This is a genomic window from Spirabiliibacterium mucosae, assembly GCF_014884965.1.
GTDB classification, from domain to species: domain Bacteria; phylum Pseudomonadota; class Gammaproteobacteria; order Enterobacterales; family Pasteurellaceae; genus Spirabiliibacterium; species Spirabiliibacterium mucosae.
The window spans coordinates 66,018-81,192 of sequence record NZ_JABTBO010000007.1; the positions used below are offsets into that span (position 1 = coordinate 66,018).

Genomic DNA, 15,175 nt, shown 5'->3' on the forward strand with positions numbered 1-15,175 from the left:
CTGTTTTCTTTCATAACTCCGTCATCTCTATCTTTTGGTGATCTTTTTTCTGCCATCACTCCGTCATGCCGCTACGGTTTCGCCGTTGGCGACTTCCTTTCTTTGCTTGTCCAAAGAAAGGAAGCAAAGAAACGACATTAGCCCCTGTCCATAAGATATTCGCTTAGCGCCAAATTGCTACGGCTCATTCGGGATCAAACCCTCACTCGCCTAGCACTTTAGGCACCCGCTCAGCATCTTATTCCGGGGGCGATCGCATAATCGAGATTTTAATTTTGAAATGCAAAGTGCGGTCACCGCACTTTTAAACTGACTTTGAAACCGCACTTTTGATCTACAAAACACGGAACGTTGTGGTTCGATCCGCCATTTTTCGCGCGGAAATGGAGCGGTTGGATGAATTTCAAGGAAGCATTTGAGCGCCTGCATCAAATGCGACGTAGAAATTCCCAACAAGCGAGATTTCCTTAAAAATGGCAACGCCCTTTCTTTCCCCGATTTCTTTGGGCGAGCAAAGAAATCGGGTCGCCAACGGCGAAACCGTAGCGTGATGACGGAGTGCTGAGAGAGAAAAAGCCGCCCGCCGCAGACGGAACTGCGATACAGATAACGGAGTCATAAAAGAAAACAGATCACCCAAAAAGAGATAACGGAGTGATGAAAGATAAAAGTGCGGTCAAACCAGACCACACTACAAATTAAGAGTGTGTTTTGCGGCCTCACCCCACCCGATAAAGCCGTGAGCAGACGGCGCCGGTGGTTTTTTCTTTGAGCAGTTGCCAGGTGTGGGGGAGGGCAAGTGCGGTGAGGGTGGCTTCGCTTTCCATGTAAATTAAGGCGTTGTTGGCCAACCAGTGGTGTTGTGTCAGTGCCTGAATACAAGGCGCGAGCAAGTTTTGGTGAAAAGGTGGGTCGAGGAAGATGATGTCAAAAGGGGCTTGTGGCGCGCTTTGCAGCAGCTTGAGGCTGTCGCCTTGGCGGATGTCGGCGTTGGGGGCGGCAAGGCGGCTGAGGTTTTGTTGCAAAGTGCGGTAGGCTTGCGGGTTGAGCTCAAAAAATTGCACAAAGCCAGCGTGGCGGGAGAGGGCTTCAAAGCCCAAGCTGCCGCTGCCGGCGAACACATCTAGGCAGCGGGCGTCGATGATGTCGTTCATCAGCCAGTTGAATAACCGCTCTTTGATGCGATCGCCCGTTGGGCGCAGGCCTTCGGCATTGAGCACGGGCAGTTTGCGGCCACGATAGCGCCCTGCGATGATCCGCACGTCGCCACTCGGGGCGCTGCCTTTTGATTGTTTTTTCGCCATAACATCTTCTTTTTGTTTAAATTTTGCGCCTATCATCGCGCAATAGTATGACGTAAGTCAATAAAATGTGGACTGGTGTGCAAAAAGGATTGCAAAGCGAAGCGGGATCACAATAATTCTCATTAATAATCATTACAAAAACAAAGGGTATTATGGAGTCGATTTCGCTACTCGCGTTGCCAAAAGGGCAATGCGCCACCATTGTGGCGGTGGAGGATAACCACGAATTTGGTGCGCTGGACGCCACAGTCAGCCAGCGCTTGTTGGATTTGGGCTTTTGCCCGCAAACGGCGATCACGGTGATTGCACACGGCCTTTTGGGCTCGCCGCTGGCGGTACGCTTGGGCAATGGCTCGCAGTTTTCGCTGCGCGCGCAAGAGGCGGCGAAAATCCGCTGCCAAGTGCGGGAGGGCGCATGAATGTTGCATTAGTCGGCGCGCCCAATTGCGGCAAAACGGTGTTATTTAATGCACTCACGGGCCTGCGCGCGAAGGTCGCCAATTACCCAGGCGTCACGGTGGATAAAAAAGCCGGGCGCTGTCGTGAAAACCCAAACATCACCTTAATTGACCTGCCGGGCACCTATAGCTTGCACACCACCAGTTTAGACGAAGACGTCACGCGCAAGGTGCTCCACGGTGAGCTCGGCGAGGCGCCTGAAGCGATTTTGGCGGTGGTGGATGCCACCAATTTGCGGATGTCGCTGCGCATGCTCCTTGAGCTTAAAGCGCTGGGCTTGCCGATGATGGCTGCGCTGAATTTGAGCGATGTGGCGTGCCATCGTGGTTTGAAAATCGACATCGCGCGTTTATCTGACTTGCTCGGCATGCCGGTGGTGGAAACGGTGGCAATTAGCCGTCGCGGCATCACCGCACTTTGCCAGCAGCTGCGTGACAACGCCTTTGCCAACACCCCAACCGACACCGCCCATGAGGCGCAAAGTGGCCATTACCAAGCGGCCGATGCGATTTTGGCGCAAGTGGTGCAAACTCAACCGCACTTGCCCGTTTGGCACCAGCGGCTGGATGCTTTGGTGCTTCACCCTGTGTGGGGCTTTGCGGTGCTGCTGGTGATTTTGCTGCTGACCTTTCAAGCAGTGTACAGCTGGTCGGCACCGTTGATGGACCTCATTGAAGCCAGCGTGGGCGCCTTTGGTGAGTGGCTCGCTGGCGTGCTGCCTGAGGTGCTGCTGCAAAGCTTGCTGGTAGACGGCGTGATTGCTGGCGTGGGCAGTGTGCTGGTGTTTTTGCCGCAAATTGCCATCCTCTTTTTGTTGATTTTGTTGCTGGAAGATTCAGGCTACCTGCCGCGCGCCGCGTTTTTGCTCGACACCTTGTTTGACAAAGTAGGGCTCTCGGGCCGCACCTTTATCCCGCTGCTGTCAAGCTTTGCCTGCGCGGTGCCGTCAATTATGTCGGCGCGCACCATCAGCAACCCGCGTGAGCGGCTGGTAACCATTGCCATAGCACCACTGATGACCTGCTCTGCGCGGCTGCCAGTGTATGCACTGTTGATTGCCGCCGTGGTGCCAGATAAAACGGTGTGGGGCGTGTTTAATTTACAAGGCTTGACACTTTTTGCGCTCTATCTTATCGCGATTCTCTCCGCGATTGTGGTGGCGTGGGTGATGAAATATGTGGCCAAGCGCCGTGGCGGCGTGCGCCAATTCCCGCTGTTGATGGAGCTGCCGACCTATCGCATGCCGAATTTCAAACACATCGCGCTGTCGCTGTGGGATCGCGTCAGTGCCTTTTTGAAAAAAGCCGGGACGGTGATTTTTGCCCTGAGCGTGATTTTGTGGGCGCTGGTGTCCTTCCCGCAGGCGCCGGTAGGTGCCGCGCTGCCTGAGATTGAATACAGCCTCGCCGGCACCTTGGGCCATTGGATTGAACCGCTATTTTCACCGCTGGGGTTTGACTGGCAAATTTGCATTGCGATGATAACCGGCATTGCCGCGCGCGAAGTGGTGGTGGCCTCGCTTGGCACAATTTATGCCGTGGGTGCTGGCTCTGAGGAGTTGTTGCAACAAAGCTTAATCCCGATTATCCACAACACCTGGAGCCTGCCAACAGCGTTTGCCTTTTTGGCGTGGTATATCTACGCACCGATGTGCATGGCCACGATAGCGGTGATTAAACGCGAAACCAAATCCAACGCGCAAACAGCGCTGATCACACTCTATTTGACCGCACTGGCCTATTTTGCCGCGTGGTGCGTTTTTCACCTGACACAATGGGGGTTATCGTGGTAGAAAAGTTGATTGTTTTTGCTATCGTCTTACTGGCTGCGATCTTTTTATGGCGGCATTTTTTCAGCCGCAAACGCGCGTGCGGCTGCGACAAATGCGCAGGCTGCGGCCAATCGGATAAGGGCTGTCATTAAAACACGAAAGTGCGGTTGAGCAATATGCAAAAACCGCACTTTTAGGCTATAATTACGCCTTTATTAGCCATTTTTTACCGATTATGTTACCCGATACCCATGCAATTATGAGCAAAGTGCGGTATTACCTGCACCATAAAGGCCATCAAACGTGGCGATTGTCGCGCAAAAGCATTGAATTTATTTGCCTGCTGATTGGGGCAGCGCTGGTGGCGTTGGTGTCGCTGGGCTTTGCGCTGCTCTCTGAAATGGGGCTGGAGTGGAACGCTCACTGGGCGCAGCATTACCCTTACGCCATTTGGATTGCCTTGCCGCTGGGGCTGCCTATTTTGGCGTGGTTCACCCAGCGCTACACGCCGTTTGTCAGCGGCAGTGGTATCCCTCAGGTGATCGCCTCCCTCTCGTTGCCACATGGCGCGAACAAAACCCGCCTGATCACCTTTTGGCAAACGATTTGGAAAATCCCGCTGACCTTTTTGGCGATGTGCCTGGGCGCCTCGGTCGGGCGTGAGGGGCCGTCGGTGCAAGTGGGCGCGGCGGTGATGCTAGCGTGGGGCAATTTTTGCCGCAAGCACAGCATTGCTTTTAAAGGCTTGACCACCAATGAGCTGATTGCAACGGGTGCCGCTGGTGGCTTGGCGGCAGCGTTCAACGCGCCATTAGCTGGTGTGATTTTTGCCATTGAGGAGCTTGGGCGTGGCTTGCTGCTGCGCTGGGAGCGCCGCGTGCTGTTGGGCGTGCTGGCCGCGGGGTTTATTTTGGTGGCGATTCAAGGCAACAACCCGTATTTCCCGCATTATATCGGTGAAACCGAAGTGCCGAGAATGTACCTGTGGGTGCTGATTTGTGCGCTGGTGTGCGGCGTGTTGGGCGGCTTGTTCGCGCGGCTTTTGAGCAAAGGCTTTGCCGCCTATTCGCCTGCCAAGTTTCGCGGCTGGATTCGCCGTCATCCGTTGGCGGTGGCGTTTTTGATGGGCTTGATTCTCGCCGCCCTTGGCGCGTACAGCGAGGGGCGCACCTACGGCACGGGCTATGAGCAAGTGACCTATCTTTTAAACGACGCCCCCGTTCACCCTGAAGGCTTTGGCTTGGCGAAACTGTTCGCCACCGTGGCCACCTATTGGGCCGGCATTCCAGGGGGGATCTTCACCCCTGCACTCACCACGGGGGCGGCCATTGGCGCACACATTTGGGATTTCTCTGGCGGTTTGATTGACCAACGCCTGCTGGTGTTGTTGTCGATGGCAGCATTTTTGGCTGCGGCGACGCAATCGCCTGTCACCGCCAGTGTGGTGGTGATGGAGATGACCGGCAGCCAGCCGGTGCTGTTTTGGATGTTGATTTGCTGCTTGGTGGCGTCCATTGTCTCCCGCCAATTCTGCCCGAAACCATTTTATCACTTTGCCGCCGGGCGCTTTCGCCAACGCATTCAAGAAGAAAACGCGCTGCAAGCCCATTTGCAGCAGGCAGAAATGCGTGATGACAACGACAACAGCCCAACTGAGCCGAGCAAATCGCAAGGATAATTATGCACGATATCACCCAAGCGCGGCGCTTTAGCGTCGCGCCCATGCTGGATTGGACTACCCGCCATTGCCGCTATTTTCACCGTCAGTTCAGTTGCCATGCGCTGCTTTATACCGAAATGGTGACCACGGGCGCGGTGATTCACGCCAAATACGACCACCTCACCTACAGCGAGGCGGAGCAACCGCTGGCGTTGCAGCTCGGTGGCTCTGACCCAAACCAGCTGGCGCACTGTGCTAAATTGGCCGAACAGCGCGGCTATAACGAGGTTAATCTCAACGTTGGCTGCCCGTCGGATCGCGTGCAAAACGGTGCGTTTGGTGCCTGCCTGATGGCGAACGCCGAGTTGGTGGCGCGCTGCGTGACGGAAATGCAAAGTGCGGTCAGCATCCCTGTCACGGTCAAAACCCGCATCGGGATTGATGAGTTGGATTCGTATGATTTTTTATGCGCGTTTATTGATACCGTCTCCCGCGCGGGCTGCCGTGATTTTATTATTCACGCGCGCAAGGCGTGGCTGTCGGGCTTGAGCCCAAAACAAAACCGCGAAATCCCACCGCTGGATTATGAGCGCGTTTATCAATTGAAAAAAGACTTCCCGCAGCTGTGGATTGGCATTAACGGCGGCATCAAAACACTAGACGACATGCAAACCCACCTCGCCCACGTTGACGGCGTGATGGTCGGGCGCGAGGCGTACCTCAACCCAAGCCTGCTCGGCCATATTGACCGCACTTTATACGACAGCCAAAGTACGGTTGTCACCCCGGTTGAAGCGGTGCAGGCGATGCTGCCGTATATCGCGCATGAGCTGGCGCAGGGCACGCGGCTTCAAAGCATCACACGGCATATGATCAACGCCTTTGTGGGCTGCAAGGGCGCCAAGCAGTGGCGGCGTTATTTAAGCGAAAACGCCCACAAAGAGGGCGCGGGGCTGGAAGTGGTGGAAACCGCACTTTCATTTGTGATATAACTCAAATATATTTCATTTATTGCTATTAACTATCAACATTGTGCGCAAAAGTTGTGTACACTGTCAGGATATGAATAAAAAACAGGAGAATAAAATGGCATCACGTAGAGAACTCGCCAATGCGATTCGATTTTTAAGCATGGACGCCGTGCAAAAAGCCAAATCGGGCCACCCAGGTGCGCCGATGGGCATGGCGGACATCGCTGAAGTGCTGTGGCGCGACTTTTTAAGCCACAACCCAGCCAACCCAAGCTGGGCCAACCGCGACCGCTTTGTGCTGTCAAACGGCCACGGCTCAATGCTGATTTACAGCCTTTTGCACTTAACTGGCTATGATTTGTCCATCGAGGACTTAAAACAATTCCGCCAACTGCATTCCAAAACCCCAGGCCACCCAGAATACGGCTACACCGCGGGTGTGGAAACCACCACCGGCCCACTTGGCCAAGGCATCACCAACGCGGTGGGCATGGCGATTGCCGAAAAAACACTGGCAGCGCAATTCAACCGCGACGGCCATGACATCGTCAATCACTACACCTACGCCTTTTTAGGCGACGGCTGCTTGATGGAAGGCATCTCTCACGAGGCCTGTTCACTGGCGGGCACTTTGGGCTTGGGCAAATTGATTGCGTTTTATGATGACAACAATATTTCCATCGACGGCCACGTGGACGGCTGGTTCACCGATGACACCCAAAAACGCTTTGAAGCCTACGGCTGGCATGTGATCCCAGCAATCGACGGCCACGATGCCGAGCAAGTGAAAAGTGCGGTTGAAAAAGCGCGCGCTGAAACCAATAAACCGACACTGATCATCTGCAAAACCATTATCGGTTACGGCTCGCCAAACAAAGCCAACTCTCACGACAGCCACGGTGCGCCATTGGGCGATGACGAAATCGCCGCCACCCGCAAAGCGCTGAACTGGGAATACGACGCGTTTGAAATCCCACAAGCTATCTACGACGAATGGTCCGCCCTTGAAAAAGGCAAACAAGCCGAGCAAGCATGGGACGAAAAATTCGCCGCCTATGAAAAAGCGCACCCTGAACTGGCGAAAGAATTTTTGCGCCGCGTGAAAGGCGAGCTGCCAATTGACTTTGATGCCAAAGCCAATGAATTCATCGCCAAATTGCAGGCTAACCCAGCCAACATTGCCAGCCGCAAAGCCTCGCAAAACGCGATTGAGGCCTACGCACCACTGTTGCCAGAACTGCTCGGCGGTTCAGCTGACCTTGCAGGCTCCAACTTGACCTTGTGGTCTGGCTCACGCCCAATCCGCGCAACCGAAAACGTGGACGGTAACTACATCAACTACGGCGTGCGTGAATTTGGCATGTCTGCCATCATGAACGGCATTGCGTTGCACGGCGGCTTTATTCCTTACGGCGCAACCTTCTTGATGTTTATGGAATACGCACACAACGCGGTGCGCATGGCGGCATTGATGAAACAACGCGTGTTGTTTGTCTACACCCATGATTCCATCGGCTTAGGCGAAGACGGCCCAACGCACCAACCGGTTGAGCAAACTGCCGCCTTGCGCTTGGTGCCAAACTTAGTCACCTGGCGCCCATGCGACCAAGTGGAATCCGCCGCTGCGTGGAAGGCCGCCCTTGAGCGCCAAGACGGCCCAAGTGCGCTGATTTTCAGCCGCCAAAACCTCACCCAAATGCCACGCGATGAAGCGCAATTAGCCAACATCGCCCGCGGTGGTTACATCTTAAAAGACTGCGACGGCACCCCTGAGCTCATCTTGATTGCCACCGGCTCTGAAGTGGAACTGGCGGTGAAAGCGGCAGAAGAGCTCAGCGCTGAGGGCAAAAAAGTGCGCGTGGTTTCCATGCCAAGCACCAACGCCTTTGACGCGCAAGACGAAGCCTACCGTGAAAGCGTATTACCAAGTGCGGTCAGCAAACGTGTTGCGATTGAAGCCGGCATCGCTGACTTCTGGGCGAAATACGTAGGCCTCAACGGCCGCGTGGTGGGCATGCACGGCTTTGGTGAATCCGCACCAGCCGGTGAGCTGTTCAAACTCTTTGGCTTCACTGTGGAAAACGTGGTGAAAACCGCCAAAGCGATTTTGTAATTCGCAAAAGTGAGAAAAGCAGCCTTCGGGCTGCTTTTTTATTGCCTGAAGCGCGTGGAAACTGCGCTATCCGCCGCTGTGTGAGGCATCTCACAGAAATTTACGCCTTTAGGCATTGAATTGGCGGTGAAAAACGATTATGTTAGCTAAATACGTCAATTTTGTTAAAGAGTGCTCATGAACAACACCCGCGAGACAGCCACGCCCGTGCGCGAATTTGCCGCCATTGACCTTGGCTCCAACAGTTTTCACATGATTATTGCCCGCATTGTCAATGGCTCCATTCAAGTGCTCTCTCGCCTTAAACAACGGGTGCAGCTAGCCCAAGGGCTGGATGAGAACAACCACCTCAGCCAAGCGGCGATTGCCCGCGGCGTGGCGTGTTTGGCGCTGTTTGCCGAGCGTTTGCAAGGGTTGCCGGCGGAGAATATCCGCACTGTGGGCACCTACACTTTGCGCCAAGCGGTGAACAAGGCGGATTTCCTCAACGCGGCCAAGGCGGTGTTCCCCTACCCGATCAACATTATTTCAGGCGAGGACGAAGCCAAGCTGATCTACTCCGGCGTATGCCACACCCAGCCTGAATCGGGCCGCAAACTGGTGGTCGACATTGGCGGCGGCTCGACGGAAATGATTGTCGGCGACGGCTTTAAGCCACTGCTGGCCAACAGCCGCAACATGGGGTGCGTGAGTTTTGAAGTGGCGTTTTTCCCCAATGGCACCATCAGCCGCGCACAATTTGAGCGCGCCCGCCAAACCGCACTGTCACGCATGGCGGATTTAAGCGAGCCTTACCGCACTTTAGGTTGGGACACGGTGCTCGGCTCCTCGGGGACGGTGAAAACGGTCAGCCAAATTGTGCAGGCCAATTTTGACCCCAGCGGGCTCATCACCGCCGAGATTTTGGCCACCGTGATTGAGCGCGTGCTGGCGGTGGATCATTTTTCAAAAATCAACCTCAAAGGGCTCAATGCTGAGCGCGCCAGCGTGTTTGTGCCAGGCTTGGCGATTTTAAGTGCGCTGTTTGACAATTATGGCATTGAGCAGATGCGCTACTCTGACGGCGCGCTGCGTGAAGGGGTGATGTATGGGCTGGAAAAGGCCTTTGTGGTGGACAACATTCGCGAGCGCACCATCGACAGCCTGATGGAGCATTTCACCGTGGATCAAGCGCAAGCGCTGCGCGTGACCGACACCGCCATGCTGCTGGGGCAAAAATATGCCTGCTGGGCGAATGAGCAGCAAGCCGAAGAGCTTTTAAATATTTTATTTTGCGCCGCGTTTATCCACGAAATTGGCCTGTGCATCAACCACAAAGGGGTGCAAAAGCACTCGGCTTATATCATCGAGCACAGCGATTTGCCGGGGTTTGACTACCACCAACAGCACCTGCTCACGCAATTGGTGCGTTTTCACATTGGGCCTGTCAACCTCGATGAGCTCACCATTCCCGCACGCTATGCCAAGCGCGATGTGGTGTCGCTGCTGGTGATGCTGCGCTTGGCGATCATCATCAACCGCTCGCGCCAAGCCACCGAGCCGGCGGAGCGTTTTGCCTTCACGATAACAGAAAAGTGCGGTTTATGGCGCCTGGCATTTGAGCCCAATTACCTCGCGCGCAACCCGCTGACCGAAAAAGAGCTCAATGAAGAAGGCGCGCTGCTGCACGCCTTAGGGATCAAGCTCGAGATTGCTTAACTTAGCTTTCTTGTACGCCGCCGACTTCTTCGGCGAGTTTTTGCACAAACGCCAGCAAGGTGTCACTCATCAGCAAAAAGTCGGCTTCAAAGCGCTGTTGCACGTCTTCTTTGACGATGTCGTCGTTTTGGCTGCGCAGGCTGTCGCTGAATTTCACCCGTTTGAGGCTGGCATCACTGGCCAGCACCGCACTTAAGCGCTCGCTCCACTCCAGCGCTAATTTGCTCACCAGCTTGCCGGCGTCAAAGTGGGCGAGCATTTCATCGCTGTCCAGCGCTTGCTGCTTGCAGCGAATCACTGAGTCATCACGGCTGGAGATGAGCTCCGCCTCACCGAGGGTGGCGAGCCATTCAGGCAGTGTATCGCTGGCGATCCAATCCGTCATCACCGCACTTAGGTCATCCACAAAGGCCAGCGGCACCACCGGCAGCGAGCCGAGGGATTTGCGCAACAGTGCCAGCACCGCCTCTGCGCGGGTGGCGCTGGCGGCATTGACAACAATCAGCCCCGTGGCGGGGTCAATAAAAAGTGCGGTGTGTTGATGCTTGCTAAAGGCTTGCGGCAGCAGCTCGTGCACCACGTCGTCTTTCAGCGCTTGTTTTTCCACCTTGCTGAGCTTGCGCTGCTCTTGGTCTTCGCGCACGAATAGGCGCTCTTCAAAGGCCTTTTTCACCACCGCCGCGGGCAGGATTTTCTCCTCTTTTTGCGCCACTAAAAAAAGCCGGCCGGTGAGGGCAAAGGTGAGCGCATCGAAGCCTGCCACAGGGGGCACCCAGCCAAAGTGGCTTAAATCGTGCTTGCCGCAAGGGTGAAAAGCCTGCGCTTGCAGCGCCTTGGCCACGGTTTGCTCGCTTAAATCAATCGCCTTGGTGAGGCGATAAATCATCACATTTTTAAACCATTGCATTGTATCTTTCCGTTAGCAGTCAATGATAGAATAGCGCTATTGTACTGATTCTTTCATGATATAGCGATGAAAAACACCCAAATTGCCTTTATTGGCGCAGGAAATATGACCAACGCCCTCATCTCGGGGCTGCTGCGCGCTGGCCTGTCAGGCGAGATGATCATGGCCAGCAACCCAAGTTTACCGAAGCTGACCGCACTTTCACACTTAGGCGTGCGCACCACGCAAGACAACCGCGAGGCCGCGGCGTTTGGCGAGGTGGTGGTGCTGGCGGTGAAGCCGCAAATCATGGCGCAGGCCTGCCAAGGGCTCAGTGCGCTCGATTTTGCCGACAAATTAGTCATCTCTATTGCCGCTGGCATGCCGATATCAAGGCTCAAGCAGCTGCTGCCAACGGCGCAGGCGATTGTGCGCGCGATGCCCAACACCCCAGCACTGGTGCAAGCGGGCATGACGGGGCTTTTTGCCAATGCGCACTGCAATGCGCTACAAAAACAGCTGGCTCAAGAGTTGTTTGAAGCGGTTGGGCGTGTCTGTTGGCTGGCGCGTGAAGAGGAGATTAACGCCGTCACCGCCGGCTCTGGCTCGAGCCCGGCGTACTTTTTCTATGTGCTGGAGGCAATGCAGACCGCACTTTTACACATGGGGCTGGATGAAGCCCAAGCGCGCACGCTGATTGAGCAAGCCATCGCCGGCTCTGCCCAGATGGTGATTGGCAACCCGCAGCTGAGTTTAAGCGAACTGCGCGCGCAAGTCACCTCCAAAGGCGGCACCACGGCGGCGGCGATTGCGCAATTTGAAAAGTGCGGTTTGGCCGACATCATCGAGCAGGGCATGGCGCAAGCGGCGGCGCGCGCGCGTGAGATGGAGCAGCAGTTGTGATCACACTTTCGCCTTTTGCTTGGCTGATCGCCAGTTTTATCGGCTATTTCGCCGCTTATGGTGTATTTTTGCCGTTTTTGCCGGTGTGGCTGCAATCGCAACACTACAGCGATGAGATGATTGGCATCATTGCCGCCAGCGCGTTTTTGTTCCGCTTTATCGGCAGCATGGCCTTTTCCCAATGGGTGAAGCTGCCCTCGCATTTGATTCCAACCCTGCGCGCCATTGGCTATTTGAGCCTGCTGCTGACCGTGGGCATGATTTTCAGCGCGCAAAGTGCGTGGCTGCTGTTTATCTTTATTGCGCTGTTTAACATGGTGTATGGCGCGGGCGTGCCGCTGACCGACTCGCTGGCGGGCACCTGGCAGCAGCAAGTGCCGCTTGATTACGGCAAGGCACGCCTGACCGGCTCGCTGTCGTTTATCGCCGCCAACTTGCTGGCAGGCTATGTGCTGGCGCTGTGGGGCGATGAAAACACGCTGTGGCTGATGAGCGCGCTGCTGCTTGTTTACATCATCGCGCAGCACGCCAAGCCGGCCGTTGCGCCACTCAACCCGCAAGACGACACCGCAGGCGTGGAGGAGGCCAGCTACAAGCGCATTTTCCAAAACCGCCCTGTGGTGGCGCTGCTGGCGGTGCTGGCGCTGTTGCAAGGTGCGCACGGTGCTTATTATGCTTACGGCGTGCTGTTTTGGTCACAACAAGGCATCAGCGTGGAGCTCACCGGCTGGCTGTGGGGCTTTAGCGTGGCGGCGGAGGTGATTTTATTTTCTTTGCCAGCCGCTTGTTTAAAGCGACCTCGCTGACCGCACTTTTAACCATTTCCGCCCTGTTTTCGGTCATCCGCTGGGTCGGCATGGCCTATGTTGAGGGCTTTTTCGCCTTTTTGCTGCTGCAATGTATGCACGCCTTCACCTTCGCGATTTGCCATTTTGCCACGGTGCGCTACATCTCCGCCCAGCCAAGCCGCTTGATTCCGAAACTGCAAGCACTCTATTCCGGCGTGTGCAGCTGCTTGAGCGTGGCCTTGTTGATGCTGCTTTCTGGCAGTTTGTATAAAATCAACCCCGCTTGGGCCTTTTTGGCGATGGCGATTGCGGTGCTACCGTGCTTCCCGCTGTTGGTATACATCAAGCGTCGGCTGGCCTAAACCGACCGCACTTTATGCAAAGTGCGGTTGAAAAGTGCACAAAAGGCTTTATTTCTGCGCGCAAAAAACTTATACTACCGCTCTAGTGCCAATCAGGAACTAGTTTATGCCAGTATTTATTCACACTCTATTTTGTTCGCATCCACTACGCCGTAGTGCTGCTGACTATTTCCATTGGCAACGATCCTCAATTATTGAGGATTTTTTTTGCCCAAAATTCGCCCTTTTCACGCCTATTATCTCGGAGTAAACGATGCAACACGTTCGTACCTTTAACACCTATATCCGCGACGAAATCATTAAACAAGGCGGCTGGGTCAACGCCCATGCCCACGCCGACCGCGCGTTTACCATGACGCCTGATAAAATCGACATTTATCGGCGCTGCAATTTGCAACAAAAATGGGATTTGGTGGATGAAATCAAGCGCCAATCGAGCATTGAGGACTACTACGCTCGCTTTTGCCAAGCAATTGAGATGATGATTCAACAAGGCGTGACGGCCTTTGGCACCTTTGTGGATATTGACCCGGTGTGTGAAGACCGCGCCATCATCGCCGCCCACCGCGCGCGCGAGGTGTACAAAAACGACATCGTGCTCAAATTCGCCAACCAAACCCTCAAAGGCGTGATTGAGCCCACCGCGCGCAAGTGGTTTGACATCGGCTCAGACATGGTGGATATGATTGGCGGGCTGCCGTATCGCGATGAGCTCAACTACGGCAAAGGGGCGCAGGCGTTTGACATTTTGATGGAGGCGGCCAAATCCCGCGGGATCATGTGCCACGTACACGTTGACCAGTTCAACACACCGAAAGAAAAAGAGACCGAAATGCTGTGTGACAAAACCATCGAGCACGGCATGCAGGGGCGCGTGGTGGGCATTCACGGCATCTCGATTGGCTCGCACCCGAAAGAATACCGCTATCAATTATACGAAAAAATGCGCCAAGCCCAATTGATGATGATCGCCTGCCCAATGGCGTGGATTGACTCCAACCGCAAAGAGGATTTAATGCCGTTTCACAACGCCTTGACCCCCGCTGATGAAATGATCCCTGAAGGCATTGTGGTGGCGCTTGGCACCGATAACATCTGCGATTACATGGTGCCGCTGTGTGAGGGCGATATGTGGCAAGAGCTCAGCCTGCTCGCCGCCGGCTGCCGCTTCCCAGACATTGAAGCGATGATCAATATCGCCAGCGTCAACGGCCGCAAAGTGTTGGGATTGGATTAATTAAAACGCAAAGTGCGGTTAATAAAAACCTCACCGATGTGAGGTTTTTTAGTTCAGTTAAGCATAAAACCACAGCGCGCCGAAGATATCAAGCAGGAGGTTGTTGCCTAAAATCAGGCCAAAGGCCAGCACCATCGGGGCAAAATCAATCATGCCTGTGCTTGGCAAAATGCGGCGAATCGGGGCAAGCAGCGGCTCACTGATTTGGTAAAGCACATAATCGAGCGGATGTTGCCCGCGGGAGAACCAGCTCATCACCGCGCGGATAAAAATCGCCCAGAAAATAATCTTGCCGAAGGTTTTCACCAGCGAGAAGGCGGCAATAATCAGCATGCTGCTCCACGGCAGGGCGGTTTCAGACAGCGAGTTCAAGCTGGCATAAAGCACCACGTTCAAGGCATAAGCCAGCACGATCGCAGCAATATCGATGTTTTTCCGCGTTGGGATCACCTTGCGCAGCGGCGCAAGCACTGGCTGGGTGAGTTTCACCACGGTTTGGGACAGCGGATTATAAAAATCCACCCGACAAAACTGAAACCACGCGCGCAGCAGCAACACGATGGTATAAAGGCCGATCACGGTTTGTAACAAAAATGGCAACGTGTTCATAGCATTCCTTACAGTGAATAAAAAGTGCGGTTGGACCGCACTTGATAAGATAAGGCTGAATTAACAAAATTCAAGTTACGCGGTTGGGTAATCCCACCAAATGTCGAACAGCTCAGTCACTTCAATGTTTTGCAGTTTGTTTTCTTCCAGCCATTTTTTGACCAGCTCGCGGTGGCTGTCGTCACATTGGCCAAGTTTTTCAAGGCACACCAAGCCTTCCCAGTTGAGGTAGCCGCTGCCTTCATAGGCCAAGCCGTTTGGGCGGATCACTTCAGCGATAAAGCGGTCTAACGTGGCGTCGATCTCGTCCACTGGGGTGTTTTCAGCAAATTGCCAACGCACCACAAAGCCGAGCTCTTTAAACTCGCCAAGGTGCATTTTTTTACGTTGTCTGCGGTTACGTTCGATAGCCAT

Annotated in this window: 15 protein-coding genes; 11 read left to right on the forward strand and 4 right to left on the reverse strand. The window is 54.6% G+C overall.

Going from position 1 to position 15,175, the window contains the following annotated elements:
- Positions 1–719 precede the first annotated feature (719 nt).
- Positions 720–1,304, reverse strand: a complete 585-nt coding sequence (gene rsmD / locus HPC37_RS03960) for a 16S rRNA (guanine(966)-N(2))-methyltransferase RsmD (protein WP_208121903.1) — start codon at positions 1,302–1,304, stop codon at positions 720–722.
- Between the two features lie 152 nt (positions 1,305–1,456).
- On the opposite strand from rsmD, the gene HPC37_RS03965 reads away from it, so the two are divergent.
- The 7 genes from HPC37_RS03965 (at position 1,457) to ppx (ending at position 9,976) form a co-directional block, all read left to right on the forward strand.
- Positions 1,457–1,723, forward strand: a complete 267-nt coding sequence (locus HPC37_RS03965; protein ID WP_208121904.1) for a FeoA family protein — start codon at positions 1,457–1,459, stop codon at positions 1,721–1,723.
- On the forward strand, positions 1,720–3,555 hold the full coding sequence (feoB, locus tag HPC37_RS03970) for a ferrous iron transport protein B (protein ID WP_208121905.1): 1,836 nt from the start codon (positions 1,720–1,722) through the stop codon (positions 3,553–3,555). Before HPC37_RS03965 ends, feoB begins: the two co-directional genes overlap by 4 nt.
- Positions 3,537–3,686 carry a FeoB-associated Cys-rich membrane protein gene (locus HPC37_RS11230; RefSeq protein ID WP_427915954.1) on the forward strand — a complete coding sequence of 50 codons (150 nt, stop codon included), beginning with the start codon at positions 3,537–3,539 and terminating at the stop codon, positions 3,684–3,686. The genes feoB and HPC37_RS11230 overlap by 19 nt, the downstream gene beginning before the upstream one ends.
- Before the next feature lie 107 nt (positions 3,687–3,793).
- The gene (locus tag HPC37_RS03980) at positions 3,794–5,212 is read left to right on the forward strand and encodes a chloride channel protein (RefSeq protein ID WP_235961375.1); all 1,419 of its coding nucleotides are present in this window, start codon (positions 3,794–3,796) and stop codon (positions 5,210–5,212) included.
- 2 nt (positions 5,213–5,214) lie between these two features.
- Positions 5,215–6,186 (forward strand): tRNA dihydrouridine(20/20a) synthase DusA, encoded by a 972-nt coding sequence (gene dusA, locus HPC37_RS03985; RefSeq protein ID WP_208121908.1) that lies wholly within the window; start codon positions 5,215–5,217, stop codon positions 6,184–6,186.
- A 94-nt stretch (positions 6,187–6,280) separates the two neighbouring features.
- The gene (gene tkt / locus HPC37_RS03990) at positions 6,281–8,278 is read left to right on the forward strand and encodes a transketolase (RefSeq protein WP_208121909.1); all 1,998 of its coding nucleotides are present in this window, start codon (positions 6,281–6,283) and stop codon (positions 8,276–8,278) included.
- 177 nt (positions 8,279–8,455) lie between these two features.
- The gene (gene ppx / locus HPC37_RS03995; RefSeq protein ID WP_208121910.1) at positions 8,456–9,976 is read left to right on the forward strand and encodes an exopolyphosphatase; all 1,521 of its coding nucleotides are present in this window, start codon (positions 8,456–8,458) and stop codon (positions 9,974–9,976) included.
- Between the two features lies 1 nt (position 9,977).
- Here the strand turns inward: ppx and rdgC are convergent, their stop codons facing one another.
- Positions 9,978–10,883: a recombination-associated protein RdgC gene (gene rdgC, locus HPC37_RS04000; protein WP_208121911.1), complete on the reverse strand. Its 906-nt coding sequence runs from the start codon at positions 10,881–10,883 to the stop codon at positions 9,978–9,980.
- Between the two features lie 66 nt (positions 10,884–10,949).
- On the opposite strand from rdgC, the gene proC reads away from it, so the two are divergent.
- The 4 genes from proC (at position 10,950) to HPC37_RS04020 (ending at position 14,152) form a co-directional block, all read left to right on the forward strand.
- Positions 10,950–11,765, forward strand: coding sequence for a pyrroline-5-carboxylate reductase (gene proC / locus HPC37_RS04005; RefSeq protein WP_208121912.1), 816 nt, complete (start codon positions 10,950–10,952; stop codon positions 11,763–11,765).
- Positions 11,762–12,571, forward strand: coding sequence for a 3-phenylpropionate MFS transporter (locus HPC37_RS04010; protein ID WP_208121913.1), 810 nt, complete (start codon positions 11,762–11,764; stop codon positions 12,569–12,571). Before proC ends, HPC37_RS04010 begins: the two co-directional genes overlap by 4 nt.
- Positions 12,550–12,915 (forward strand): MFS transporter, encoded by a 366-nt coding sequence (locus HPC37_RS11070; protein ID WP_208121914.1) that lies wholly within the window; start codon positions 12,550–12,552, stop codon positions 12,913–12,915. The genes HPC37_RS04010 and HPC37_RS11070 overlap by 22 nt, the downstream gene beginning before the upstream one ends.
- A 253-nt stretch (positions 12,916–13,168) precedes the next feature.
- The gene (locus HPC37_RS04020) at positions 13,169–14,152 is read left to right on the forward strand and encodes an amidohydrolase family protein (RefSeq protein ID WP_208121915.1); all 984 of its coding nucleotides are present in this window, start codon (positions 13,169–13,171) and stop codon (positions 14,150–14,152) included.
- 57 nt (positions 14,153–14,209) lie between these two features.
- Here HPC37_RS04020 and HPC37_RS04025 read toward each other — a convergent pair whose 3' ends face one another.
- Both HPC37_RS04025 and HPC37_RS04030 read right to left on the reverse strand, forming a co-directional pair.
- Positions 14,210–14,761 (reverse strand): YggT family protein, encoded by a 552-nt coding sequence (locus HPC37_RS04025; RefSeq protein ID WP_208121916.1) that lies wholly within the window; start codon positions 14,759–14,761, stop codon positions 14,210–14,212.
- Positions 14,762–14,836: 75 nt separating this feature from the next.
- Positions 14,837–15,175 carry a YggL family protein gene (locus HPC37_RS04030; protein WP_208121917.1) on the reverse strand — a complete coding sequence of 113 codons (339 nt, stop codon included), beginning with the start codon at positions 15,173–15,175 and terminating at the stop codon, positions 14,837–14,839.